A 24,544-nucleotide genomic window follows, 5' to 3' on the forward strand; every position below is an offset into this window, starting at 1 on the left:
ACCAATGGGGTCCAGCTCTATACGCATATCGATCTGATTCTTACGAAGCTTCGGAAGCTTACGTTCAAAGGTGTTCTTACCGTTGGTGGATACTACAACTTTGGTGTCTACTCTTTCATCTACATACTTGTTACGTAGAATTTTTAGCCCTTCATTCGGGTTCTTTGTCGATTTAGCTGCGCTTTGATTATTTGCTTTATTATATTCTCCACCAAGCCTTTCTAAATGATTGGTAACAGCCCACTCTACTGCATCATAAAAAGAGCTTTTCCCAAAGCCATTTGGAGCATAGAGCGCAACAAAGTTAGCAGGCTCTTCTCCATCATTTGTAAAATCAAAAGTTCCATCTGACTTTAACTGGTAGGCTCGAAACGCCTCAATCTCAACTTTTTTAATTTTCATTACTGTTCAAACTTTCAATTATTTTATCGATCATCAATGCTCGCTTATCTCTAGACTCGCTTTTAGAATCTAAAGGAGCGCCACGATAGTAGTTTTCTAGATACGGTAAATCTTCATCTAGCTGGAATGATCGACTTTCAAGTGTTAGATCTGAACCCAATAACTGTTTCTCTAGCTCAATAATTAACTGTTCAATGTCTGGGATTTCTTGAAAATCATCCAGTACTATTTTACGCGCAGAAAACTTGTTATTTTCGATTTCATATTTTTCCCATACGGGAATGCTTTCAACAGAAACAAACGCCAAATACATGTTCCAGGCATCAAAACCACCTGAGTGTTGATGATAGACGGCCATCATATTTTGGATAGATCGCCAATTTTCTATGATGTCATATGCCGTTTCACATACGCATACAATACAAGATATAAAAGAAAGACGATCATCAGAACGAAGCATATAAAACTGAATGTTTTCATGTTGGTTAGATAAAAATCCTAGGTCAATTTCTTTAATTAATAATTTCACTTAGCTTTTCTCTCAACAAATCCGATTGCGACTTACCTGATTGTAAGTTTGGATATTCATCTTCAATATCTACTACGCATTTTTGGCGAAGACCTTCTAAATGGGTCAATTTAAAGCTTGTTAAGATCGCACTTTCTGATGAATCAATAACAGGAAATGGCCCCTGATTTGGCACAATAGAAATGTTACTTATAACGTTCTCTAGTCTAAATGATGGCGGCAATACCCTTGCTGCTGGTTCAGGAGAAGCAACTATCAAAGTCCCATCTTTATCTAAAAGCCTGCGAGCAGTTTTTAATAAGTCTTCCAAGCGACTGACCCAATTAGTGCCATTGCTTGTATATATCAACCGACGCTTCCGTTCTAAACCTTTCAGATAAGCATCATCAGCCCCAGCTGATTGGTCAATCAACACACTAATCACTAAGAACTCCAAATATGCCACCCACAATTCATAGGTTTTAAGTTCCCCAATATTGCTAGGATCGACTAAAAGATCTGAATGATATCGTTCCATTACTTTATAAGGTGGAACCAAATCAGTATTGATTAAATAGTCTGCTGCTCTCCCAAGCTCTAGTTTAAGGTTAGATACGTTATTTTGATCAATAACATTAAACGTGAATATCCTGTCTCGCATATTTGAAAAGCACTCCAAATAGGCGGGGATCATTGGTGCGCTTGAATACGCAGCAATTAATTCTTCGAACCTTGCTAGACTGTGGCACTGAGCACGACCATACTGTTGCTCGCTACCAGTACCATCCATTTGAAACTCAACACCAACGAGCAATGGTTTCTCTTCTTTAATATGATAAACACCACCACCAGACATACCTCTAATCGTTGTTGTTCCAGGTCCACCATCAAGAAACATAATAATGAGGTCATTAGCCACACTAATCTTATGACCTGTATATTCTTTAATAGGATCCGAGGAGTCTCTCTCTGTTATCGGGAAGCCTACAAGGGTAAGTGGGGCAAGTTCAGTTAAGTCTGAAGCAGGTGCGCATTTTTGTGCTAATCGTTCCTGATAATCTACTTTTAAAATTGCATAATCATAACGGTCTGGCTCTGATTCATCCCACTCCGGAGGAATCAGCACAGATAAAACGGCAAGTCGATTATTTTGATAATCGTTAACAACAATTTCATCCTGATTCTCAGGAATTACATGCGCAGCAGTTAGTACATAAGAATACTCTCGTGTAATTGCGTTTACTAATACGCCACTACCACCATTCACTTTGACACAGTATGACTTAATGATTTCAGAGACTGTCATGTTAAAGTTGGATCTCCTCATCCAGCGCTTCTAGTCGAGAGCCATAGTGTTGTATTTCATGGTCTAAGAGCAATGGTTTGATCACATCGCTGTAATTGAAACAAATCTGACCGTCTGTATCCTTGATAATCCTGGCGATGGTTCTTTTGTTTGGCAGGCCATGCTTCGAGCCATTGGTCGAAATTACGTAACGAGATGATTGGAGTAAGGAAAGAAACTCAGAACTAGTATTATATTGGCTACCATGATGTGAAACCTTCACAAGGTCAAGGTGAAGCTTATTTGTCTCATCAAAGCCTAGTTCTTTGAGACGCTCCACTACGACTTGGTCATGAGCGTCTCCAAGAAAGAGCATTTTTGTATTATCTACTTCCAACAAAAAAGCGATTGAACTGCCATTGTAAACGGATGAATCTGACTCAAATTCGTCTGCTGCCCAAATTTCTTCTAGAGAAAGAGCATAATCATTGTCGTGAGCAGCTGTAGCACCTGACTCAACTTCAGAAGGCCATTTATGTAATAACCTCTCTAACTGACTTCGCTCGGGAGACAAAACTTTCAATGTGAACGGGCCAACAGTATGGACTTGTCCGGCTAATACTAGAGAAGAGCGATTACATCCTATTTCACAAAGCAGTGTTTCAAGCTCTTTTCCCTGGCGGACACTTGTTTTTGGAGAATCGTCTGTCAATAGAACATTATTCTCTGGTATCTCAGGAGCACGAAAATGTTGTGTAATCAATCGAGATGAGTTGAACCAGATAGACTTAACGAGGTCACATAAGTAACCAGGTGCTTCAAAAGCTTTTATCAAGCCATGAATATGGTCGTCATCAATATGAGTTAATACCGCAAGATCAATATTCTGACCTTTGCTTTTAAGCTCATCTAGCGCTCGGCAAAGTGCCCCAGCATAACGCTGCCTCGGACCATATTTAAAGGTCGTTGATGTACCTCCATCAATTAAAATATTGGTAGTACCTGAAGCACCCTCATAACTAACTAAAATGCAATCTCCATGATTTGCTTCAAGAACCCTAACAGAAACCCCCATAACTACTCCTTATCTTTAGTAGCGATTTTACTGTTCACTTAATGGTGCATGAATATACCACAAAGTTCATAGAAATCGATTTGAAATTGATTTCATTGGCATTTTACTGAATAGGTTTACAGTAGGAAAATCCGATTAACCTAGCGATTTAAATAACTTTCTTTATAGATTAGCCCAACTCAGCACCAACAGAAACAACGCGCTTTGTTGCAAGGGAGCGTCATAGACACTAAAAGTGTGATTGTGCACACTACCGCCCTCACGTTACCAAAGCTTAATACGTCTGATAAAACCATCACATCAGCACTCTTTACGACACATCTAGACCAGTCATCAAGGCGTGGTGGCATTAGCAAATTTGGGGTAATTCAATGCAAGCTGTCGATGAAGAGCATTTGTTCTAACTGGATTTGGAGCACAAACGACTGACACCTAAACCCCCGCCTTTAACACATAAAAAACCGTCAGATTAAGCTGTACTAGCCAAATCCGACAGTTCAAGTTAAGTCTTATTCAAGTTAAGTCTTATTCAAGTTAAGACTTAAGCAACAGTCTGTGCTTTCTTAATAATAGAAAACAGCTGGTCTTTTAGATGAAGGCGCTGCTTTTTCAGTGACTCAAGATAGTCATCAGAGGTGTTCTCTGCGCCGGTTTCAATGCGATGTACTTCGTGATCGCACTCGTGGTACTCCTTGAACAGGCGAGCGAAATGCGCGTCGTTCATTTTCAGGTGGTGGATCTCGTCTTTATATTCAGGAAATTCGTGGTGTAAGTCATGTTTTTCAATTGTCATAATATGGTCCTTTCTATTTTGCGCATTTAATACAAGTCGTTGTGTAAGGCAGAGCGTTTAAGCGCTGCGGATTGATTTGTTCTTCACAGTGCTGACACAGGCCATAAACCCCCTGCTCTATTCGCAATATCGCGTTATTGACCATCTCCAGCTCTTGCTTGGCTTCTTGATGAATTTCATCCAGTACATCGTCGTTTTCGCGCTCTGTGTTTTGCTCTGCGAAGTTGGCCGACCGCCCCTTTTTGAAATCGGCTTCAATGGCGGCTATCCGTTGACTCAGTTCATTTTGTTTGGATTTGAGAAAACTTGTTATTTGGTCAGCAGTCATGATGTTCTCCTTTGTTAAACTCATCATAACGCGCAGCTTTTATGGCTCTTTGATCTGGCACAAGGTTAGGGAGTGGGCAATAAAAAACCCGACACTGGGTCGGGTTTTTGGTGCTATAGGTTAGACAAATCTAGACATATTCAACTTCGATGATGTCGTATTCAACGCTACCGTTTGGAGTTTGAATGGTCACTGAATCATCCAGTTCTTTACCGATCAGACCACGCGCAATGGGCGAGTTAACCGAGATCAGATTGTTTTTAATATCTGCCTCGTCGTCACCCACTATCTTGTAAGTCACTTCTTCATCGGTATCGACATTGACTATGGTCACCGTGCTGCCGAAGATCACTTTGCCATTGTTTGCCATTTTAGTGACGTCAATAACCTGTGATGTAGACAGCTTGGCTTCAATTTCCTGGATGCGGCCTTCGCAGAATCCCTGCTGCTCACGTGCAGCGTGGTACTCGGCGTTTTCTTTCAGATCGCCGTGCTCACGCGCTTCCGCGATATCGGCAACGATCTTAGGACGGACGACTTTCTTTAAATGGTTCAGTTCTTCACGAAGCATTTCTTCGCCTCGTACTGTCATCGGAATTGATTGCATAGTATCTCACTCATTGCCAGGGCTTGCGCCCTGGCCTTGTTCTTCTTAGTTCAAACGCTGGTGTAGCTCCTGAACAGAGTTTACAGAACTTCTGTCGTCAGCCTCATTGGCTGTACAGTTTGCAAACGCTGCGTTGAGCGTAGTGGTGTAGTTAGTCTTATGCTGAAGTGCACCACGACGTAACACCTTCGAATCTTCGATGGCCTGACGGCCTTCTGTGGTATTCACAATGTAGCTGTACTCACCGTTCTTGATGCGGTCAAGAATGTGTGGACGACCTTCAAATACCTTGTTTACGCGACGTACTTCGATGCCGGCGTCTTCCAGAGCTTGTGCTGTACCTTTGGTGGCATCCAGCTCAAAGCCAATGGCTTTCATGGTCTTAGCCAGCTCTACAACACGTGCCTTGTCACCATTGCGAACAGATAGTAGCGCGCGACCACCACGTGGTAAAGCGTTTGATGCACCTAATTGCGCTTTTGCGAAGGCTTCGGCGAAGTTTTCACCAACACCCATCACTTCACCCGTTGAACGCATCTCTGGGCCACGCATTGGGTCAACACCCTGGAACTTAGCAAATGGCAGTACCACTTCTTTTACGCTGTAGTAAGGCGGGATAACTTCTTTCGTCACGCCCTGGCTTTCCAGTGACTGGCCTACCATACAACGCGCCGCCACTTTTGCCAGTGCAACACCAGTTGCTTTAGAAACAAACGGTACAGTACGCGCAGCACGTGGGTTCACTTCAATCAGGTAAACCTCGCCATCTTTCACAGCAAACTGAGTATTCATCAGACCAACCACGCCCAGCTCAAGTGCCATGTCACGCACTTGCTTGCGCATTACGTCCTGGATTTCCTGAGACAGAGAGTGCGCAGGCAATGAACAAGCAGAGTCACCAGAGTGAACACCGGCTTGCTCAATGTGCTCCATGATACCGCCAATAATGACGTTCTCACCATCACAAATCGCGTCAACGTCTACTTCGATGGCGTCATCCAGGAAGCGGTCCAGCAGAACTGGCGCTTCGTTAGACACAGATACCGCTTCGGTCATGTAACGACGCAAATCATCTTCGTCATACACGATTTCCATCGCGCGGCCACCCAGTACATAAGAAGGACGTACAACCAGCGGGAAGCCGATTTCCTGAGATTTTGCTACCGCTTCTTCCAGTGACGTTACCGTCGCGTTTTCAGGTTGAAGCAGGTCAAGACGCTCAACCAGCTGCTGGAAGCGCTCACGGTCTTCGGCACGGTCAATCGCGTCTGGTGAAGTACCAATTACTGGCACACCATTCGCTTCAAGGTCACGGGCCAGTTTCAGTGGTGTCTGACCACCGTACTGAACGATTACCCCTTTTGGCTTTTCAACGCGTACGATTTCAAGTACGTCTTCCAGCGTGATTGGCTCGAAGAACAGACGGTCTGAGGTATCGTAGTCAGTTGAAACCGTTTCAGGGTTACAGTTAACCATGATGGTCTCGTAGCCGTCTTCACGCATTGCCAGCGCGGCGTGTACACAGCAGTAATCGAACTCGATGCCCTGACCGATACGGTTAGGACCACCACCGATCACCATGATTTTGTCTTTGTCAGACGGTGCGGCTTCACACTCTTCATCGTAAGATGAGTACATGTAAGCGGTGTCTGAGCTGAATTCTGCAGCACAGGTATCTACACGCTTATAAACCGGCAGGATATCCAGCTGGTGACGCTTTTTGCGAATTTCTTTTTCAGATACACCGGCAATCTCAGCGATACGCGGATCTGAGAAACCTTTACGCTTAAGGCGGCGCAGGAAGTCTTTGTTCAGACCAGCCATGCCCACTTCAGCGATGGTTGCTTCGTCTTTCAGAATGTCTTCAATCTGAACCAGGTACCAGCGGTCAACTTTGGTCAGCTCGAACACTTCTTCTACGCTCATGCCGTGACGCATTGCATCGGCAATGTACCAGATACGCTCAGCGCCTGGCTCACGTAGCTCGCGAATGATGGTTTCTTTGGCTTTCGGGTCGTCCAGTGCCACAATTGGGTTCAGACCTGTTGCGCCTACTTCCAGACCGCGTAGAGCTTTTTGTAGTGATTCTTGCTGGTTACGACCAATGGCCATCACCTCACCCACCGACTTCATTTGGGTAGTCAGACGGTCGTTAGCGCCGGCAAACTTCTCAAAGTTAAAGCGTGGGATCTTAGTCACAACGTAATCGATTGACGGCTCGAATGACGCAGGGGTTGCACCGCCTGTGATGTCATTTTGTAGCTCGTCCAGGGTATAACCCACTGCCAGCTTAGCTGCAATTTTAGCGATCGGGAAACCGGTTGCTTTTGAGGCCAGTGCAGATGAGCGTGATACACGCGGGTTCATTTCAATGATAACCATACGGCCATCATCCGGGTTAACACCGAACTGAACGTTTGAACCACCGGTTTCTACGCCAATCTCACGCAGTACCGCCATCGAGGCGTTACGCATGATCTGATATTCTTTATCAGTCAGGGTTTGTGCCGGTGCTACTGTGATTGAGTCGCCCGTGTGAACACCCATAGGGTCGAAGTTTTCGATAGAACACACAATGATGCAGTTGTCGTTTTTGTCACGCACCACTTCCATTTCGTATTCTTTCCAGCCCAGTAAGCTTTCATCGATCAGTAGCTCGTTGGTTGGAGACAAGTCCAGACCACGGGTACAGATTTCGTCAAACTCTTCCATGTTATAGGCAACACCACCACCGGTACCACCCATAGTGAAAGAAGGACGAATGATACACGGGAAGCCGATACGCGACAGTACGTCGTGCGCTTCATCCATTGAGTGGGCGATCTCTGCGCGAGGACACTCAAGGCCAATGTTCTTCATTGCCGCGTCGAAACGTTCACGGTTTTCTGCTTTATCGATGGCATCTGCGGTTGCACCGATCAGCTCAACACCGTGCTTAGCCAGTACGCCATGCTTGTCCAGGTCAAGCGCACAGTTTAGGGCAGTCTGACCACCCATAGTTGGCAGTACGGCATCTGGCTTTTCTTTTTCAATGATTTTTTCAACCACTTCCCAGTGAATTGGCTCGATGTAAGTTGCATCTGCCATTTCCGGGTCAGTCATGATGGTTGCCGGGTTTGAGTTCACCAGAATAACCCGGTAGCCCTCTTCTCTTAGCGCTTTACACGCCTGAGCACCAGAGTAGTCAAACTCACAGGCTTGGCCGATGACGATTGGGCCTGCGCCCAGGATCAGTATGCTGTTTAAGTCGGTACGTTTTGGCATTGTTACTCCGGTTCTAATTAGGCTTTACGTGCTTGCATTAATTCAATGAAGTGGTCGAACAGCGGTGCTGCATCGTGCGGACCCGGGCTCGCTTCTGGGTGACCCTGGAAGCTAAAGGCCGGCTTGTCGGTACGATGAATGCCCTGCAGGGTTCCGTCGAACAACGACTTATGTGTTGCACGCAGGTTATCTGGCAAGGTTGCTTCATCCGCAGCAAAACCGTGGTTCTGTGCGGTGATCATTACCACGTCACGGTCCAGGTCTTTCACCGGGTGGTTACCACCGTGGTGACCGAATTTCATCTTCACCGTTTGTGCACCGGATGCCAGCGCCAGTAACTGATGGCCCAAACAAATGCCAAAGACAGGCGTATCAGTTTCTAAGAAAGCTTTAATCGCATCGATTGCGTAGGTACAAGGCGCTGGGTCGCCAGGGCCATTAGACAGGAAAATACCGTCTGGATTCATCGCCAGTACTTCTGCAGCGGAGGTTTCTGCTGGTACTACAGTCAGTTTACAGCCACGGTCAACCAACATACGAAGAATGTTCTTTTTCACACCAAAATCATACGCAACAACATGGAATTGCTCATCTTCAGCACTTAGAGTCTGAAAGCCCTGACCTAAAGTCCAGCTTCCTTCACGCCACTCGTAAGTCTGCTCTGTTGTTACGACTTTCGCTAAATCCATCCCTTTAAGGCCAGGAAACGCTTTTGCCGCTTCCAGTGCCTGCTGCTCATCAATTTCATCGCCCGCGATGATGCAGCCATTTTGAGCGCCCTTATCACGCAGAATACGCGTTAGCTTACGCGTATCTATATCGGCAATCCCAAGGATATTGCGTTCTTTTAAGTAATCGCTTAACGATTGCTCGTTACGGAAATTACTTGCAAGTAATGGCAAATCCCGAATTACCAGACCCTTAGCCCAGATTTTATCGGCTTCTTCATCCTCACTGTTAGTACCGGTATTCCCGATGTGTGGATAAGTCAGCGTCACAATCTGTTGTGCATAAGAAGGATCCGTCAAAATTTCTTGATATCCCGTCATAGACGTATTGAATACTACCTCACCAACGGACAGGCCGTCAGCGCCAATGGCAGTACCGCGAAACACAGTGCCGTCTTCAAGGACTAAGAGAGCGGATTTAGTCAAGTTAACCTCCTAGATAGTAAAAAACGGGAGCAAGCCAACGCTTGTTTTCCCGTTTACAAAGCGCTTGGTAACACGCAGTTATTAAAATTTTGGCAAATTCGTTATAGTCTACAGCACTTTCTTAGATTCGTCTAACAATTCACGTAAAAAATAAAAAAATAAGGTTTTTGACGACTTTTACTAACGAACACGCTAAAATAGTAAGCTTACCTCTTCAATCCAAGCACATCTTGCATGGAATAAAGTCCGTTTGGCTTATCTTTTAACCACTGCGCAGCCCTTACAGCACCTGATGCGAAGGTTAATCTTGATGTTGCTTTATGTGTTAATTCCAGCCTTTCTCCCATAGTGGCAAAATAAGCCGTGTGTTCACCAACTATATCGCCAGCTCTGAGCACTGAATAGCCAATTTCTTGTTGACTTTTAGCCTCATGTACCTGAGTTCTGTCATAGCGTGCCACCTGGTCATGATCCCAGCCTTTTGCCTCGGCAATGGCTTCGCCAATCGCCAGTGCGGTTCCCGACGGTGCATCGACTTTATTACGGTGATGGGCTTCAAAAATTTCAATGTCCATTTCATCGGCCAGCTTTGCCGCGGCAGTTTGCACCAGGTCCAGCATTAACGTCACACCGACACTAAAGTTACGCGCAAACACAATCGGAATAGACTGAGAGGCACTTTCCAGTGCCTGCATTTGCTCTGCGCTCAGGCCCGTTGTGCCAATCACCATAGGTGTTTTGTTGGCCACAGCCTGTTGCAGGTGACCAAGCATGCCCTCTGGCAGGGTAAAATCGATTAATACATCCAGTTCAGTGTCCAGTTGCTGTTCAGAACTAAAGGTCGACCCGCCGGGTGCTTGCGGCTGTAATGTGGCAATAGACTGGTTAAGGTGGGGCGAAGACGCTCTGACGAATGCGCTGCCAAGCTGGCAATGCTGAGACTGTTGGACTGCTTCAATCAGCGCCAGGCCCATACGGCCATTGGCGCCAAAAATACCGATTTGTGTCATTTTACGATTTTCCTTTGTGTTAGATATGCCACCTTTAAGGTGGTACGGAAACGTATTTTCCCGATTTTCAGCGCAAGAGAGATAAGCTTAATCAGCCCATTTTTATGCCGGGCGATTAATTTTGTGCCCTAGAGTTTACCCTATCTCTGTGTCATAGTCAGTTGACAATAATACGAATCTATCCTGTTTTGCGAGCTCGTCACTGGCGTGTAACCATACAGACAGCGTGCCATTTCAAGGTGTGTTTTGCGCTATCGAGCGCGCTGTTCACGACCAAGGCGACGCGCTCAGATAGGTAGATAAATATAATAACGAAACATAATGGACTTTAGACGTCTAACCATATAAACTTCCGCCCTCGCCGATTTCAATTATTGCGGGCGATGTAGTTTAAATGCAGCTAATAATGGACTCGTTGGCTGTGGTTAGTTTTTGGGGAGTGCTATGCAGCCACACTTAAATCACACACAAGCAAAGCTTTCTTTGCTACCTCTTTTAACCTTTGTTGGCCTGTTCCTGGGCGCAGGTCTGTACCTGCAATCACAGGGCGTCGACTATGCTTTTTATCAGCTACCGGCACCGGTGGCCATTTTACCCGCCATAGTAGTAGCGTTTTGGATCAACAAAGGCACCATCAACCAGAGCGTTGAAACCTTTATTAAAGGCGCCGGACACAGCAACATCATTACCATGTGCTTAATCTACTTGCTTGCCGGTGCGTTTTCATCGGTGGCCAGTGCCACGGGCGGCGTTGATGCCGTCGTCAATGCCGGGTTATCGCTGATCCCGCCAAGCCTGCTATTACCCGGGCTGTTTTTAATTGCCGCCGTGGTCTCGACTGCCATGGGAACGTCTATGGGTACCATAGGCGCGATTGGCCCGATTGCTTATGCTGTATCTGTCAAAACCGGTATCGATCCCGCCCTGATGGCCGGTACCATTGTCTCCGGTGCGATGTTCGGTGATAACCTGTCTATCATTTCGGATACCACCATCGCAGCAACCCGTACTCAGGGTTGTGAAATGAAAGACAAATTTAAAGAAAACCTGAAAATTGCCCTGCCCGCTGCCGTGCTTACCGTAGCGCTGCTGGTATTCCTAACCCCTGAGCCACAGGCAGTTGAAACCAAGCCGTTTGACTGGCTACTGGTGCTGCCCTATGCCTTTATTTTGGTGCTGGCAGTGATCGGCATTAACGTCTTTGTGGTGCTCTTTAGTGGTATTATTTTCGCTGCACTGATGGGATTCACCGGCGATTATCAGGGTGCTGCTTTCGTTAAAGACGTGTATAAGGGCTTCAGTGATATGCAGGAAATTTTCCTGTTATCTATGTTCATCGGTGGCTTGTCTGAATTTATCCGCGTCAATGGTGGACTGGATTATCTGGCTCACAAGATCCAGGCAGTCACGGCCATCATTGCCAAATGGCACAGAAAAGTGGCCGATCAGCTGGGTATTGCCGCGCTGGTACTGACCAGTAACCTGTGTATCGCCAACAACACCGTAAGTATTATTGTTGCCGGTCCGGTTGCTAAAAAGCTGGCCGATGATGGTGAGATCTCTGGTAAGCGCTCAGCCAGCCTGTTGGACATTTTTGCCTGTGTTATGCAAGGCTCACTGCCTTATGGCGCACAAGCTTTATTGCTGGGCGCAACCTTTAAGATCAGTCCCTGGGAAGTTTCAACCTCGTCCTTCTACTGCTTTATTCTGGCGTTTACGGCCATTGCCGTTATATGTTTGCGCCGTCATAAAGACTGATCACCAAACGATAATGGCATCCTGAGGATGCCATTATTTGTTCTAAACCAAGAAAATGCGTGTTTTTATTCCCCTTGTTTGTTGATTTGCGTTTATAATTCAGCTGTTTATAACCCCATACACACGAGAAACAATGAAAACACCTCTTTTTTCTGCGCTTACTGCCAGTCTTATGCTTAGTGCTGGTACCGCTGCGGCGGCTGACTGGAGCAACACTCAGCTTCACCTTAATCACGGTGAGTTTAAAAACCCATTTAGCCAGCAAGAAGCCAATCAGACGATTTATTCTTTGCAACATGCCTCCGGTTACCGCTATGGCGATAACTTCTTCTTTATCGACTACAGCACAGATGATTTAGACGATGGCTATCAGGATGGCGACTTTTATGGCGAGTGGTACTCCACATTTAGCCTGGGGAAACTGGCAGATCTGAAGTTTAATGACTCTGCGCTTCAGGACGTTGGGATTGTGATGGGCTTTAACGCCGCGGGCGATGCTAAGGTGATGAAATACCTGCCAGGCGTAAAGCTTTCCTGGAATATCGACGGGTTTAGCTTCTTTTCTACCACCCTGACTGGCTATATCGACGACAGTCGCGGTCTTAATGGCGGTGGCGCACCGAAAGAAACCAACAGTTATATGCTGGATGTGGCCTGGGGCTACCCGTTTACCATTGGCGAGCACAAGTTTGAGTTCACTGGCCACGTGGAATACATCACAGGCCGCGACAATGAACTGGGTGGCGATGTGAAAGGCTGGCTACTGGCGCAACCTATTCTGCGCTGGGATCTGGGTCATGCACTGGAGATGCCCGACAACCAGCTGATGCTGGGTATCGAATGGCAGTACTGGCAAAATAAACTGGGCACCGACACCAACGAGTCTGTTCCTCAAATCCACCTGGCCTGGACCTTCTAAACCAGGCTTTTGCCGGATCATCTACACTGATCCGGCTCTCACTCCTTCTTTTTTGGCCTACAACAGTGATTTTTTCGAACAAAAAAACAGACAAAGCCATTGATAACTTAACATACCATACTGTATGGTATGTTGAGTTATCATCAAACGGAGTTGTTTATGTTCAGTCAGATCATCAGTCTTACACCTGAACGCGATCGCCTTCAGGCCAAAGCACGCGCGCACCACTTTCGCGACGCACTGCAATTAACGCTCGACACGCCATCCTTAACACCCAGCCAGCTACAATACCGGATTTTTAATACCTTGCCCGGCTGGGTGACGCAATTGATGCGACTCAGAAATAAGCTGGTTGCCGTATTTGGCTTTTCAGTCGGTAAAAATAACATGGAACCCGCAAGTGATGAGCTGGATGTAGGTGATCAGGCAGGCTTTCTGAGCATCAGCGAAAAATACCCGGAGGAGATCATCAGCAATGCTGAAGACCGCCACATGGCTTTTTACCTGAGTGTGAAAAAGCAGCAAAATACAGTGATAGTTTCTACTTTAGTGAACCCAAAAACCCTAACGGGTCGCGTTTACCTCACTGCCATTTTGCCCTTTCATTATGTTATTGCCCGAAGTGTTATCCACAGAGCTAAGAAGGCAGGCAGATTATGAGTGACGCAAAACAAAGCTGGCTCGCGTTTGCGCTAAAAACGTTGGTCAGTCATGGTCCGGATGCCCTGACCATAGACCGCCTGTGCAGCCGTAAAAAAGTGACCAAAGGCTCTTTTTACCACCACTTTAAAAATCGCCAGGCTTTTATCGATGCACTGATGACATACTGGTATGAGCGAGCTACCGCACGCCTGATCACCATTGCCGATACTCAGCCCTGCCCTATGACCAGACTGGAACGCCTCGACGAGGCCATCGCGGCGACCGACATAGAAGCTGAACTGCATATTCGCGCCTGGGCACTGAAAGATAACCGCATCGGGCAGCATTTGTGTACCATAGATACTCAGCGTCAGGATTACCTTAAAGCCTGTTACCTTGAGTTAGGTTTAGACGCCACCCAGGCTGAGCAACTGGCAACCACCAGCTACGCTAGCTTTCTTGGGCTTCAGCAACTCTACCCTCGCCTGCCCATACAAGATTGCCTCGCCCTCAGTTCACAACAGGCAAAATCACAACTGGAGATACTATTATGAATCGCGCTGCTTTTTTAGGAAATGGCTTGATAGCCACTGGCCTGCTTCACAACCTGGTCGGTTTATTGATGGCCTGGGACGTACTCACCGAAATGCATCAGGAAGGCTGGTTCGCAACGACTGTGGACAGCGGCAGTATGCTATTTGATCGAGAAGCCATCGTCTGGTTCCTGAGCAGTGGGGTGTTGTTTTTGCTGCTGGGCTCTGTGCTGCGTCAACTCAGCACCTATCAGATACCCGTGCCAAGATCATTTGTACCGTCACTCATACTATTTGGTTTGATACTGGTGATCATCATGCCTCTCTCTGGCGCCTATTTATTGATTTTGCTTGGCGTACTCCCGGTATTAATAGACAAATTCTGGCGCAGGCCGTCGCATTTGTAGTGGTTTTAATCCTAAAGATGTCCAAATGATTGTCGATATAGATTAAGATGAAAGTATTAATCGATACTTTGTGTGTTTAGCCAAGCGTGACCAGGGAAAGTGCTATGACATTTATAATTCACCAGACATCCAGAGACATTTCCACTTTTCAGAACAAGCCTGTTGCCACCACTGACGAAGCAGCTGAAACCAAAGAGGCGCAGATGGCGGAGTCTGTAACAGACACCACAGAAGAAACGCAAGGCATAACTTTATCTAATGAAGACAAGCATGTACTGTCTGGAGAAAAAGCCAAAGAAGAGGCCGAGGAGTTTGAGGATGTCCCTGCCTATATTCAGCGTATGCTGGAACGCCTTGAAAAGCTCAAAGAGGAAATGACCTTACTCAAAGAAGAGTTAATGGCACTGCAAACAGAGCGCGAACCGGACGAAGCAACTCAACAATTGACTGAAATGAAAAGCCAGTACCTGATGCAGTTGCAGGAGCAGTATTTTGATATAATAAAGAACATTCAGGAAGCGCTGAAAAAAGAAGGGATCACAGATCCCGGTATTATTATTCGCGCCATAACCTGATTTTGATACCTGGTTCAATTTTGTAAGTCGCTGGTGCCTTGATCTGGTGAGCAGGTTAAATCAATTCAGTCCCCTTAAAAGACTATTTTATTTTAGCGGGGAAAACCACCTCAAACGTGCAGCCCTGTGGCACATTGGGTTTGCACTGGATGCTGCCATTCAGTACATAGGTCACCAAGTTAAACACCATATATAAGCCCAGACCCACGCTCCCTTTATGGCGCGCAGTAGTATGAAATGGCTCAAAAATCTGCGCAAGCTCAGCCTTGTCGATCCCTTTACCATTATCTGAAAAACGTATGGTTATCATTTCTTCTTGTTGTCTGACTTGAATCAAAATGCAACCCTCAGCAGCATCGAAGCCATGATCTATCGCGTTTGCAATCAAGTCTTCGAGTATTTTTTCAAGTGCCAGACCATTACTGGAGATATTGATTGGGTCGCGACAGTCAAGCTCAACCTTTACTTTGCTTTCCTTTATCCTGTATGCCAAAAACGCCTCAATAAAGGATTTCAATTCGACTGGGTCGTTACTGTTGATATATTCCTGAGCGGATGCCTGCTTAAAACGCTTAACCAGCTGAGCTGCTCGTGCCGTATTACTGTCCACCAGCTGCGCGCAAGACTCTGTAACATCAATAAAAGCCTGGGTGTCGCTCAATGTTAGCTTGCCACTGTCCAGCTTATCCTTAAAGCTTCGCAAAGACTGAGTTAATACTGAGCTGGCCGTTATGGCTGTGCCAAGTGGAGTGTTGAGCTCATGAGAAACACCGCTGACCAGGCGTCCAAGTGACGCCATTTTTTGTGCTTCCACCAGGTTAGATTGCATTTCGGTGAGTTCTTTCAGGGTATTTGCCAGCTCATCTCGGGATTGTTGCAATCGCTCGGTCCGCTCTTCAACTCGCTTTTCAAGGGACTTATTGAGCTCCGCCAGCGCCAACTCTGTGGCCTTGAGTTCTGATATATCTTTGATTGTGCCACATGCTCTGATGGCGTCGCCCGCTTCGTTTCGTGTCGTTATTTTGCCTCTGTCCAGCACCCACAACCAGCTACCCTGCTTGTCTTTAACCCGGTAACTCACCTCATAATAATCACTTTCTCCGTTCAAGTGTCTGTTAAACGCCTCTTGTAACCTTATGTAGTCTTGTGGATGAACGGACGCTTTGAGTGTGCCAAGATCAGAACCAATTTGAGCATCAGGTAACTGCAAATTACCCAGTCGATTATCTCGTGTGATAACCCCCGCAGCCAAATCCCAATCCCACAGTTCATCACCACTGCCCCATAAGGCCAGTCTCAGGCGCTCTTTTGCGTCACTCACTTGTTGTAAAGCAAGTTGCTCTATCTTGAGTTGTTTGTTTTTGCTGTACCAAAAATACAAAAAGAAGACGGTGCCAAATGCCAGTACTAACGCAATCAGAACAGCGCCTTTTTGGAATGCCTGCTTTTCTATTTCTAAATCTTTAATTCGATTTTCCTGAACCAGGGCAGCAATTTCACGTTCCTTTTCTTCGACATCAAACTCCACACTTAATGCACTGAGCCGATACTGGTTATTTCTGTCTTCCCACTCAGTTTGACGCAGTAAATAAGCGTTCAGATACCTAAGCGCCTCCTGTACCTGACCAACGCGCTCATAGACCTGTGCAAGCTCACGATGATATTGCAACACCTGCGAGTCTCTTTGATGCCGATGAGCAATTTCAATGGCTCTGAGATAGTGTTCAATCGCCTGGTTTGCTTCTCCCCGTTGCAACGACAATTGCGCGAAAGCCTGATAAATCTCAGCTATCCTGTCTTCCCACGGTGACCCCAGATACAATGGCAAACTTTTGTTAAGATAGTCTTCAGCTTTTTTCAACTCGCCCGTATCTAAGTATAAACGCCCCAGGTCCAGGTAAGTAGAGATATTGGTGTCATAGCGATTGATTGCCTGCTTTAACTGCTCGGCCTCCATCAGGCTACTTTCAGAACGACTAAAGTCCCCAGCCAGACGATAGGCGGAACCCAGCCGATTATAAGTGTGGATCATGCCCATTTTATAACCCAGCACTTTTTTGTACTCCAGTGACTTCAGGTGCATATCAATGGCGCTGTTGTAGTCACCAATCTCTTCAAAGTAGGTTCCCTTGTTGCTGTAATAGATGCCAAGCTTTCTGTCGTCTTTGAGCTCTACCGCAATCTGGATGGCCTTATTCTGATGGATCAGCACCTTTTCATACAGGTTCATTTTTCTGTAAAGCGACGCCAGACTTTGATGTATCGAAGATGCCCTGTAGGTATCCTGTAAATTGCGATACAAATTCAGACTATGAAGAAAATCGGCCAATGCATCATCAAAACGCATTAACTGTACATTGAGTACACCCGATAACTGTCGGGCTCTGGCGAGATACCTGTCATGCCCTATATTGGCTGCCAGCGCCATTGCCGTAGCAAGATCAGCCTCTGCAACTGCGAAATTTTTCTGCCGTGTCGCAACATCGGCAGAGACCAGTCTGGCTAGCACCTGGTTCGCCTCGATACCACTTTGTACTGCCAATACGTTCGCGCGCTGTGCCAATTCTTTGGCCTCGCTTAGCTCGCGTTTCGATATATGAGCCCGAGCCAGATGGCTCAGCAACCGAGCAGCCTGGTCGTTATTGGGATTATCTGACAGCATGGATAGTCCGATTTTCCCGTAGGTAAGTGACTGAGTAGAATGAAAATGAAAGTGCGCAGCAACGAAATCAATGATTGCTTCGACCTTATCATGGCCATCAGTATCTTCTATCTTGGCAGCCATTATCTGGGGTGATGCAGGTGGTAGGGTCGCAGATGCCATTTTGAATGTAAGGCACAGACATAAGCAAACCAGGTACTTAAGGCCATTCAAATTTTCCGGCATATACCACCCCTTCACGGTTCTTTAGAGAACACAAAGCCATTACTTAAATTAGTACAATTTAGCGGTATTTTGGCACCTCTTTGAATTTGTATTGCAATACAAGTAATAAATTACGTCGTGCCAATGACTACCTACAGCATACTGTCCGCTCACACTGAGCCTCTATAGCACCGCGAAAAACAAACAAAACTGAGCTATAACTAATAACAGCCTTCACCTGAGTACGCGGTAAAATTGTGCAACGCCTCCATGTTATAGCGCTCTTAATCCTTAGCTTATTGATGAGTAAGCATAGTTTTGCTATATGCTCTTTGATACGCATTGGTGGCAGCCCTGATGCCCCACCCATCAGCTATGCCATTCGGGAAGACAGGTTGCGAGGAATTGGCTTTGATTTTGTTCGACAAATTTTACCTAAGCAAACGCACGTTGAAATAGCAAAGCCCATGCCCTGGCTCAGAGCCATTCACTGGACAAGAGATGGCCATATTGACTTGCTGGTTGGTCTGCAAAGCACCCACTACCCGCCTGAGTGGTTTACGTATTTAGAGCCCCCTCTGACAACATCTGCACACAGTGTGTTTTATCGACGCCGAGAACTACCGCTGCGTAACTTGCACGCACTTTTACCACTCAGAGGCGCGACCTTGCGAGGTGCTAAATCAGCCACACATAGCCACAGCGGATTTGATCTCTCCCAGCTGACCCTGACGACCGCAGACAGCGTTGAAAAAGCCCTTAAAATGCTGGCACTGGACCGCATTGATTACTTTATTGCCCCACAGTGGCATGCCATCAGTAGTTGGTTAAACCTGTACAGTGAGCAGTCTTTACCCCTTGCGATGTTACCGGAGCCCGTGCATATCAACCCTGTCTATCTGGCCCTGTCTAACCAAAGCCCTTGTCTGGCTGACAAGGAAGCGCTGGAAGCGGCCATTATCAAAGCAAAGCGTGAAGGACTAATGGAAGCCTTGCTTGAACAAAGCTTCCTATACTCAAATGTGGTTGATCAGTTTCATGATCTACTGCGCTAAAAAGACGCCACCACTCTGACACTACCATCGGCGCTACCACTGCTAACATAGCCAATAATGCTCGGATCTGCCGCTACCGTTTTAAGCACTTCCTCGTCACTTGCCAACTTTTTCGGCGGTTGCCCTTTGCCGGTAAACAGCAGCTTTGACCAATAAGCCTTTAGCTGAGTGGGGTTTCGCCCTATCACTTTACTGTAGAACTCTTCGCTTGCCGTACTGGTCTCGGATTGGCTAACCGGCACGGCTTTATCAGAGCCGGTAAAGGTTTTGAGCTTACCCAGAAAGATCTGCTCTATCTGGCTTTTGTCCAGCGCGACCGTATTTGAAGGGTGCACAACAACGTCAACCGCCCAGCTTGAATATGACAGGCCCATGAAACCTGCAAGGATTATCGCTTTCATTGTTTCCCCCTTAAAATATCAGATCTACACCAGCACTCCAGATGGAATAATCTCCGACCGAGGGCCGGGTATCTTCCCCTGCGACATATTGAAACTTCAGTGCGGCGTTAGGGTGAAAATCATAGCGTACTGACAGCCCAATCCCATCAAACTCACGCAATGCCAGGCTGTTTCTGATGGCAATCCCCGTCGCCTTGAGGGTTGGCTGGTCGACCCCGTTAAGGAAATCCAGGTCCTTGTTATCTTGTAAGAATTTCTCGTGGTGCAGAGTCACTATGGTGTCATCAAACACACGATACCCAAAGGCGGTGTACCATACCTGATTAAAACCATCTGAAGAGTCCTCTACGCCATAATCGGCATATTCAAAGTCCAGAATAACTCGGTCGTAATCAATGTGAAATCCGGTATAGCCATAGAGACCGTTTTTACCATCCCAGGTCACCGCATCTTCAAAGGCTTTAACCTGAGCTGCACTTGCACCTTGAGATTGCGCCAGTGCAATTGCCTGCTGTGCATTACCTAAAATTGCATTGGTATCTACGCTGCCGCCTTCAATTTCAACGATAAAAAAGCCGCCATAGACAGTCCACCAGCCTTTAGTCAGTTCAAGGCGCACCGAAATTTCATCCTTAAAGCCAAAGGACTCGTCTTGTTGTGTCGCAGCAAGATAAGTGGTCCCACGCCAGCTGCCATATAGCAGCTTAGTAGAGAGTGCGTATTCTCCGAATACAAAGTTGCTGTCGAGGGAGATCCCCTCAATGGTGGTAAAGTCGAACCCTGCATAAACCGCTTTTGGCAACCGGCCAAAGTTGTGGGTATAGCCGACGTTTTGATATTCAGATTGATAAAAGCTGGGGTTGGCAAAACGGCCCATGCTCACGGTGTGCTGCGGGTTGATTTCGTAGCTGACGTAAGCCCAGCGGGCTTCCACCTCAAAGTCGTCTTGCCCTTCGGCTATCATCTGTACAGTCGCGCTTAGGCCTTCGCTCAGATCTGCCCGGGCCTGCAAAGCAAACAGAGACTCATCCGAAAATGAGACGTCACCGTCTCCGTGTAAAGTTGGAAATGGTGGCGCACCGCCATCACTGTCAGCTGCCGTCGCCCGCAAAGAAGCAAACCCGTTAAACACAATTTCGGCATAACTGGTGAAACTGCTCGTCACCATTACGCCCCCAATCACCCACTTTACCGCATTATTACAGTTCATAGTTATATCCTACTCGTTGGTCTTTTTGAGCACAGAGAGTCTTGGTTTGTTTGTCATCGCATTGCCAGAGGCGATGTCTCACCCGGCCGGCAATGCAATGAGCCAATAAACAAACTCACCATACGAACTAAAAAACAAAGTCGACACCCATACTGATGGTGCGCGAATCGCCATGATAAGCCCAGCCATTAGGCACATCCCCCTGGTCATCCGCACTGGCACTGATCAAAATCGCATTGCGGCCGTTAGAGAAAGACTTTGTTTTTCCTAAGAATATCTTCTTGATTTCATCCTTATCAAAGGACGAGTCATTGCTTGGATGGACAATGACGACAACTTCGGCATGTACAGGCAGGGACTGGGCCATACCCAGGAGTGCGACGCCATACATGGCCGCACAACACACCTTCTTGACAGAGATTGACATAATCGTTTCCTCATGTGAGTGGCAGAATCAAGAAGTTTTGTGCACAAACTTCCCCCTTCAAAGTAGTAGCAAGGTTAAAAATTAGCCAATTTTTAACAGCCAGTTAGGTCACGCTTTGTGCTATTTCTTCAGCAACACAGGGTGAAAGTCGCTAAAAGCTGGTTTGAGTCATATGAGCGGTTTATTAAATTTAGCTAAACAATTGGCATTTTCTTGCCTTATGACTAAAACTTGGTAATGGACTGAACAACTTATCCGCGCATTACAGGGCAGTAGTGCTGACACAGATACAGCACATCCCTTGGAGACTAAGGTTATGCAATGGTTTAAAAACCTACCGCTATTTTACAAAGTTTGTCTGATCGTCGCTCTGTCGGTATCCGTATTTACCGCAAACCTGCTCATTAACTTCTTCGCCTTTCAAAGCACGCAAAAAGAGCTGAGATTGCTTGAGGAGCAAATCTATAAAACCGTTCAGTTGTCGACCATTAATAGTGTGCTTATCCGCCGTGCAGATGAGCTCTACAGTCAGGCCGTTTCGTTTGCAGATAATGATGTGTTGAATCAGGCGTCACAAACAGTGCAGGATTTGAAAACGAACCTGGATGAACTGCGCGTGCTGGACCTTGACAACGCCACACAAATTCAGCGCCAGCTGGGCGTGATAGAGCAATACAAAGCGCTGTCTGAACAAATCGCGCAGGGCATGATCAACGACACCATTGACTTCAGTACCTTACCCGCTAAAGCAAAACAAAAATCGGAGCTGTTCGAGCAAGCCGATAACGATCTGAGCGCTTACCAACAAAGCGTCGATGCGCTGTTTCAGGCAACCATTAAGAAAGCCTATCAAAGCGGCAATGATGGCCTGTGGTTGTCTATTCAATCCGGCGTCGTGTTAACTATTTTACTTGTCATCGTCGCGCTGTCGGTGGCCCGCAACATCAGTTTTACCGCCAACGAGCTGAGATCCTCACTGCGAGAACTGGCTGACGGACACGGGGATTTAAACCAGCGTATTAAGGTGCTGGGCAAAGATGAACTGGGACGCACGGCACAAAACTTCAACAAGTTTATGGATACCCTGACCTCGGCCATCAATGGTGTTATGTCGGTGTCTCAGCCGCTGCTCGATACCTCGGAAAAACTGGTGCACAGTACCGAAAAAGTCAGAGAAGTGACCAATACCCAGTCTGCTCACGCGTCACAGACGCAGCAATCGATTAATGAGCTGATCCAGTCCATCGCCAGCATCAGTGAAGCCGCGTCAGCTGCCAATACCGCAGCACATGAAACCGAGCAGGAAGCCCATAATGGCCTGACTGCGGTTACAGACACCATTGCTAACTCAAAAGAGTTAAACCAGCAGATCAGCCATGCCGCCGAGGCTGTTAACGATCTCGCTAAAGGCACAGGTAATGTCTCGTCTATTTTGGACGTGATCAGTTCAATCGCAGAACAAACCAATCTGCTCGCGCTCAATGCGGCCATTGAGGCTGCCCGAGCTGGTGAGCAAGGTCGAGGTTTTGCCGTCGTTGCAGATGAAGTCAGAACCCTGGCATCGCGCACAGGCGACGCCACTACTGAAATACGCTCTCTGCTCGACTCCTTACAAAACGCAGCAGATCATAGCGTTAAAATGATGAGCCAGGCCGACGAACAAGCTGCAAGTAATGAAAGCCGGGCGTTAAAAGCAGGACAAGCACTGGAAGAAATACAGTCTAAAATTGCCAACATTACGCTGATGAACAATCAAATCGCGTCGGCCACAGAACAACAAAGCTCTGTCGCTGCTCAGGTTGCCGATACCATTGAGCAGATGAACGAAGGGCAACAGCAGGTACATGCGTCATTTGCTGATCTGGACGATGTTTCGCACCGATTGCATGAAGCATCAGACAGGCTGGTCGCCGCAACCAGCCAGTTTAAATTGTGAGTTTGCAAGTCATGCTGATAACCAGGCTGATAACCCGATGGTGAATATCCCAAACAGACTCAGGTAACAGATACCAAATGCAATACTGCGCAATACTTTTTGGCCAAAGTAATAACACAACATATGCCCGACTCTGGATGCCAGGTATATCAGGGCAAGTGCATTGAGCCACAAAGGATCAGCGCCAGAAAACAACGCAAAGAGCACGACCAGCACAAGGATCCCCAGCGTTTCGTTGCTATTGGCAAATACCCGATTACAACGAAATAGCCAGTCATCGGGATCCTGAGCAACCGCCACGCCCGGTGGGTGCTTTTGCTTAATGGCGACAATATCGACAATTGCCAGTTGGATTAAGAATAATGCGCCCGACAGGCCGAGCACCAAAATGGTAAGCTGATATGGCAACAGTTGTTCTGCCATGTGTGGTTCCTGTTTTATTATAATTTTAGGTGCAGATACTGTGACTTGTATTTTATTTGGGGTCAATCGGACATTAATATGACCCCATGGCACTTAACTAGGCCTTAATTATCCGTGTGTTTAAAGGTAACTTCTTGCGTTTCAAGGGAAAAGGTCTTGCCATTGTCCAGCTCAATCTCGATATAAAAAGTCATATTTACTGGATAGTCTGGCCCGGTATTCAACACAAGATTGCGTGTAAACCCGGCATTTAGCCCACCATTGACCTGACCATATTGCACATGCTCCTCAACGGTAAAAAACGTTTTTATCTCGTTTTTATAGCTGTAGTACTTATTCAGTGTATCTGTATAGGTCACCGAGAACAGTGTATTCAGATTGCTACCAGATGGATAGACCTGGCTAAAATCGGACGCTGAAGTAATGTTAATTGAGACGATATTCTCTTCTGTCTGAAGCGGCACGGGCGACAAAGCATAGGCTTTTGTGAGCAACGAAAACGAATGAGGTATATCACGCCAGGATGCCGTTGTAACCGACATCGTTTGCGTGTCCAGACCAAAAACAATGTCCTGGTAGGTCACTTCCTCAGTTCCCTGATAGGGTGTGTCTCGATTATATTCAGGGTTTTGCGTATCTTGTTCCGCCAGTCGATTGTAAACGCGGACTTCAAATCCTTGAGTCACTATTTTGGAGTTTTTCTCACTGGGCTTGGGTGGCACATCCGGCCCGGATGTGGTGCCATTACTACTCGACCCGCAACCAGCAAGTATGCCCGATAGCGCCAGTGCGCACAGTGTTTGTATCTTCATTGTTTGATATCCTTACTCGACTTCCTCACCAAAGTCTATCTGTATGAATTTGGGAAACAATGGATTAGGTGTTATTAAATGTTACCCTTTGCTCAGTAAACGAATATTCAATTGATTCGGGCCCGAGGCAAACGCAGCTCAGGCCCTTATTGTT

Annotated in this window: 24 protein-coding genes; 8 read left to right on the plus strand and 16 right to left on the minus strand. The window is 46.7% G+C overall.

The window, feature by feature from the left end; all coding sequences use genetic code 11:
- The 10 genes from TW77_RS00920 to dapB all read right to left on the minus strand — a co-directional run.
- Nucleotides 1–402, minus strand: a 402-nt coding sequence (locus tag TW77_RS00920) for an AAA family ATPase (protein ID WP_046003097.1), incomplete at its 3' end; no start/stop codon positions are given.
- Entirely contained in the window at nucleotides 392–931 is a 540-nt protein-coding gene (locus tag TW77_RS00925; protein ID WP_046003098.1) for an ABC-three component system middle component 1, read from the minus strand. The genes TW77_RS00920 and TW77_RS00925, both read right to left, overlap by 11 nt.
- The gene (locus tag TW77_RS00930) at nucleotides 915–2,216 is read right to left on the minus strand and encodes an ABC-three component system protein (protein ID WP_046003099.1); all 1,302 of its coding nucleotides are present in this window, start codon (nucleotides 2,214–2,216) and stop codon (nucleotides 915–917) included. Before TW77_RS00930 ends, TW77_RS00925 begins: the two co-directional genes overlap by 17 nt.
- 1 nt (nucleotide 2,217) lies before the next feature.
- On the minus strand, nucleotides 2,218–3,270 hold the full coding sequence (locus tag TW77_RS00935) for a ComEC/Rec2 family competence protein (RefSeq protein ID WP_046003100.1): 1,053 nt from the start codon (nucleotides 3,268–3,270) through the stop codon (nucleotides 2,218–2,220).
- 541 nt (nucleotides 3,271–3,811) lie between these two features.
- Nucleotides 3,812–4,063 carry a YdcH family protein gene (locus TW77_RS00940; protein ID WP_046003101.1) on the minus strand — a complete coding sequence of 84 codons (252 nt, stop codon included), beginning with the start codon at nucleotides 4,061–4,063 and terminating at the stop codon, nucleotides 3,812–3,814.
- A gap of 13 nt (nucleotides 4,064–4,076) precedes the next feature.
- Nucleotides 4,077–4,391 carry a TraR/DksA family transcriptional regulator gene (locus tag TW77_RS00945; RefSeq protein ID WP_046003102.1) on the minus strand — a complete coding sequence of 105 codons (315 nt, stop codon included), beginning with the start codon at nucleotides 4,389–4,391 and terminating at the stop codon, nucleotides 4,077–4,079.
- A 130-nt stretch (nucleotides 4,392–4,521) separates the two neighbouring features.
- Nucleotides 4,522–4,998, minus strand: a complete 477-nt coding sequence (gene greA, locus TW77_RS00950; protein ID WP_046003103.1) for a transcription elongation factor GreA — start codon at nucleotides 4,996–4,998, stop codon at nucleotides 4,522–4,524.
- 45 nt (nucleotides 4,999–5,043) lie between these two features.
- Nucleotides 5,044–8,262, minus strand: coding sequence for a carbamoyl-phosphate synthase large subunit (gene carB / locus TW77_RS00955; protein ID WP_046003104.1), 3,219 nt, complete (start codon nucleotides 8,260–8,262; stop codon nucleotides 5,044–5,046).
- A 17-nt stretch (nucleotides 8,263–8,279) separates the two neighbouring features.
- On the minus strand, nucleotides 8,280–9,416 hold the full coding sequence (carA, locus tag TW77_RS00960) for a glutamine-hydrolyzing carbamoyl-phosphate synthase small subunit (RefSeq protein ID WP_046003105.1): 1,137 nt from the start codon (nucleotides 9,414–9,416) through the stop codon (nucleotides 8,280–8,282).
- Nucleotides 9,417–9,622: 206 nt separating this feature from the next.
- Nucleotides 9,623–10,426, minus strand: coding sequence for a 4-hydroxy-tetrahydrodipicolinate reductase (gene dapB / locus TW77_RS00965; protein ID WP_046003106.1), 804 nt, complete (start codon nucleotides 10,424–10,426; stop codon nucleotides 9,623–9,625).
- 444 nt (nucleotides 10,427–10,870) lie between these two features.
- Here dapB and TW77_RS00970 point away from each other — a divergent pair, with 444 nt between their 5' ends.
- From TW77_RS00970 to TW77_RS00995, 6 genes are all read left to right on the plus strand, one after another.
- Nucleotides 10,871–12,184: a Na+/H+ antiporter NhaC family protein gene (locus TW77_RS00970; protein ID WP_046003107.1), complete on the plus strand. Its 1,314-nt coding sequence runs from the start codon at nucleotides 10,871–10,873 to the stop codon at nucleotides 12,182–12,184.
- Nucleotides 12,185–12,317: 133 nt separating this feature from the next.
- Entirely contained in the window at nucleotides 12,318–13,103 is a 786-nt protein-coding gene (locus TW77_RS00975; RefSeq protein WP_046003108.1) for a nucleoside-binding outer membrane protein, read from the plus strand.
- Between the two features lie 159 nt (nucleotides 13,104–13,262).
- Entirely contained in the window at nucleotides 13,263–13,763 is a 501-nt protein-coding gene (locus TW77_RS00980) for a DUF2867 domain-containing protein (protein WP_046003109.1), read from the plus strand.
- Entirely contained in the window at nucleotides 13,760–14,299 is a 540-nt protein-coding gene (locus TW77_RS00985; RefSeq protein ID WP_046003110.1) for a TetR/AcrR family transcriptional regulator, read from the plus strand. Before TW77_RS00980 ends, TW77_RS00985 begins: the two co-directional genes overlap by 4 nt.
- On the plus strand, nucleotides 14,296–14,685 hold the full coding sequence (locus tag TW77_RS00990; RefSeq protein ID WP_046003111.1) for a DUF6463 family protein: 390 nt from the start codon (nucleotides 14,296–14,298) through the stop codon (nucleotides 14,683–14,685). The genes TW77_RS00985 and TW77_RS00990 overlap by 4 nt, the downstream gene beginning before the upstream one ends.
- Nucleotides 14,686–14,789: 104 nt before the next feature.
- Nucleotides 14,790–15,260 carry a hypothetical protein gene (locus TW77_RS00995; protein WP_052712986.1) on the plus strand — a complete coding sequence of 157 codons (471 nt, stop codon included), beginning with the start codon at nucleotides 14,790–14,792 and terminating at the stop codon, nucleotides 15,258–15,260.
- 82 nt (nucleotides 15,261–15,342) lie between these two features.
- Here the strand turns inward: TW77_RS00995 and TW77_RS01000 are convergent, their stop codons facing one another.
- Entirely contained in the window at nucleotides 15,343–18,084 is a 2,742-nt protein-coding gene (locus TW77_RS01000) for a tetratricopeptide repeat protein (protein WP_162197930.1), read from the minus strand.
- Nucleotides 18,085–18,428: 344 nt separating this feature from the next.
- Here TW77_RS01000 and TW77_RS01005 point away from each other — a divergent pair, with 344 nt between their 5' ends.
- A complete protein-coding gene (locus TW77_RS01005) occupies nucleotides 18,429–19,181 on the plus strand; it encodes a substrate-binding periplasmic protein (protein WP_046003113.1) in 753 nt (250 codons plus the stop codon).
- Here the strand turns inward: TW77_RS01005 and TW77_RS01010 are convergent.
- The 3 genes from TW77_RS01010 to TW77_RS26005 form a co-directional block, all read right to left on the minus strand.
- Nucleotides 19,178–19,582 carry a phosphate ABC transporter substrate-binding protein gene (locus tag TW77_RS01010; RefSeq protein ID WP_046003114.1) on the minus strand — a complete coding sequence of 135 codons (405 nt, stop codon included), beginning with the start codon at nucleotides 19,580–19,582 and terminating at the stop codon, nucleotides 19,178–19,180. The genes TW77_RS01005 and TW77_RS01010 overlap by 4 nt on opposite strands.
- A gap of 10 nt (nucleotides 19,583–19,592) precedes the next feature.
- The gene (locus TW77_RS01015) at nucleotides 19,593–20,792 is read right to left on the minus strand and encodes a hypothetical protein (protein WP_046003115.1); all 1,200 of its coding nucleotides are present in this window, start codon (nucleotides 20,790–20,792) and stop codon (nucleotides 19,593–19,595) included.
- 127 nt (nucleotides 20,793–20,919) lie between these two features.
- Nucleotides 20,920–21,219, minus strand: a complete 300-nt coding sequence (locus tag TW77_RS26005) for a hypothetical protein (protein ID WP_205623836.1) — start codon at nucleotides 21,217–21,219, stop codon at nucleotides 20,920–20,922.
- A gap of 316 nt (nucleotides 21,220–21,535) precedes the next feature.
- On the opposite strand from TW77_RS26005, the gene TW77_RS01025 reads away from it, so the two are divergent.
- Nucleotides 21,536–23,155 carry a methyl-accepting chemotaxis protein gene (locus TW77_RS01025; protein ID WP_046003116.1) on the plus strand — a complete coding sequence of 540 codons (1,620 nt, stop codon included), beginning with the start codon at nucleotides 21,536–21,538 and terminating at the stop codon, nucleotides 23,153–23,155.
- A 9-nt stretch (nucleotides 23,156–23,164) separates the two neighbouring features.
- Here TW77_RS01025 and TW77_RS01030 read toward each other — a convergent pair whose 3' ends face one another.
- Nucleotides 23,165–23,578, minus strand: a complete 414-nt coding sequence (locus tag TW77_RS01030; RefSeq protein WP_046003117.1) for an MAPEG family protein — start codon at nucleotides 23,576–23,578, stop codon at nucleotides 23,165–23,167.
- Between the two features lie 104 nt (nucleotides 23,579–23,682).
- Nucleotides 23,683–24,390, minus strand: coding sequence for a hypothetical protein (locus TW77_RS01035; RefSeq protein ID WP_052712988.1), 708 nt, complete (start codon nucleotides 24,388–24,390; stop codon nucleotides 23,683–23,685).
- Between the last annotated feature and the right edge of the window lie 154 nt (nucleotides 24,391–24,544).

It is taken from the genome of Pseudoalteromonas rubra (assembly GCF_000967655.1).
In the GTDB taxonomy this organism is placed as follows: Bacteria; Pseudomonadota; Gammaproteobacteria; order Enterobacterales; family Alteromonadaceae; genus Pseudoalteromonas; species Pseudoalteromonas rubra_A.

Coding starts and splice junctions, on each gene's coding strand:
- dapB (WP_046003106.1), bottom strand. CDS start 10,426: ATGACACAAATCGGTATTTTTGGCGCCAATGGCCGTATGGGCCTGGCG.
- greA (WP_046003103.1), bottom strand. CDS start 4,998: ATGCAATCAATTCCGATGACAGTACGAGGCGAAGAAATGCTTCGTGAA.
- TW77_RS00995 (WP_052712986.1), top strand. CDS start 14,790: ATGACATTTATAATTCACCAGACATCCAGAGACATTTCCACTTTTCAG.
- TW77_RS00970 (WP_046003107.1), top strand. CDS start 10,871: ATGCAGCCACACTTAAATCACACACAAGCAAAGCTTTCTTTGCTACCT.
- TW77_RS00930 (WP_046003099.1), bottom strand. CDS start 2,216: ATGACAGTCTCTGAAATCATTAAGTCATACTGTGTCAAAGTGAATGGT.
- TW77_RS26005 (WP_205623836.1), bottom strand. CDS start 21,219: ATGTCAATCTCTGTCAAGAAGGTGTGTTGTGCGGCCATGTATGGCGTC.
- TW77_RS00990 (WP_046003111.1), top strand. CDS start 14,296: ATGAATCGCGCTGCTTTTTTAGGAAATGGCTTGATAGCCACTGGCCTG.
- TW77_RS01030 (WP_046003117.1), bottom strand. CDS start 23,578: ATGGCAGAACAACTGTTGCCATATCAGCTTACCATTTTGGTGCTCGGC.
- TW77_RS01015 (WP_046003115.1), bottom strand. CDS start 20,792: ATGAACTGTAATAATGCGGTAAAGTGGGTGATTGGGGGCGTAATGGTG.
- TW77_RS00975 (WP_046003108.1), top strand. CDS start 12,318: ATGAAAACACCTCTTTTTTCTGCGCTTACTGCCAGTCTTATGCTTAGT.
- TW77_RS00940 (WP_046003101.1), bottom strand. CDS start 4,063: ATGACAATTGAAAAACATGACTTACACCACGAATTTCCTGAATATAAA.
- TW77_RS01035 (WP_052712988.1), bottom strand. CDS start 24,390: ATGAAGATACAAACACTGTGCGCACTGGCGCTATCGGGCATACTTGCT.
- TW77_RS00985 (WP_046003110.1), top strand. CDS start 13,760: ATGAGTGACGCAAAACAAAGCTGGCTCGCGTTTGCGCTAAAAACGTTG.
- carB (WP_046003104.1), bottom strand. CDS start 8,262: ATGCCAAAACGTACCGACTTAAACAGCATACTGATCCTGGGCGCAGGC.
- TW77_RS00945 (WP_046003102.1), bottom strand. CDS start 4,391: ATGACTGCTGACCAAATAACAAGTTTTCTCAAATCCAAACAAAATGAA.
- TW77_RS00935 (WP_046003100.1), bottom strand. CDS start 3,270: ATGGGGGTTTCTGTTAGGGTTCTTGAAGCAAATCATGGAGATTGCATT.
- TW77_RS01005 (WP_046003113.1), top strand. CDS start 18,429: ATGAGTAAGCATAGTTTTGCTATATGCTCTTTGATACGCATTGGTGGC.
- TW77_RS01000 (WP_162197930.1), bottom strand. CDS start 18,084: ATGGCATCTGCGACCCTACCACCTGCATCACCCCAGATAATGGCTGCC.
- TW77_RS01010 (WP_046003114.1), bottom strand. CDS start 19,582: ATGAAAGCGATAATCCTTGCAGGTTTCATGGGCCTGTCATATTCAAGC.
- TW77_RS01025 (WP_046003116.1), top strand. CDS start 21,536: ATGCAATGGTTTAAAAACCTACCGCTATTTTACAAAGTTTGTCTGATC.
- TW77_RS00980 (WP_046003109.1), top strand. CDS start 13,263: ATGTTCAGTCAGATCATCAGTCTTACACCTGAACGCGATCGCCTTCAG.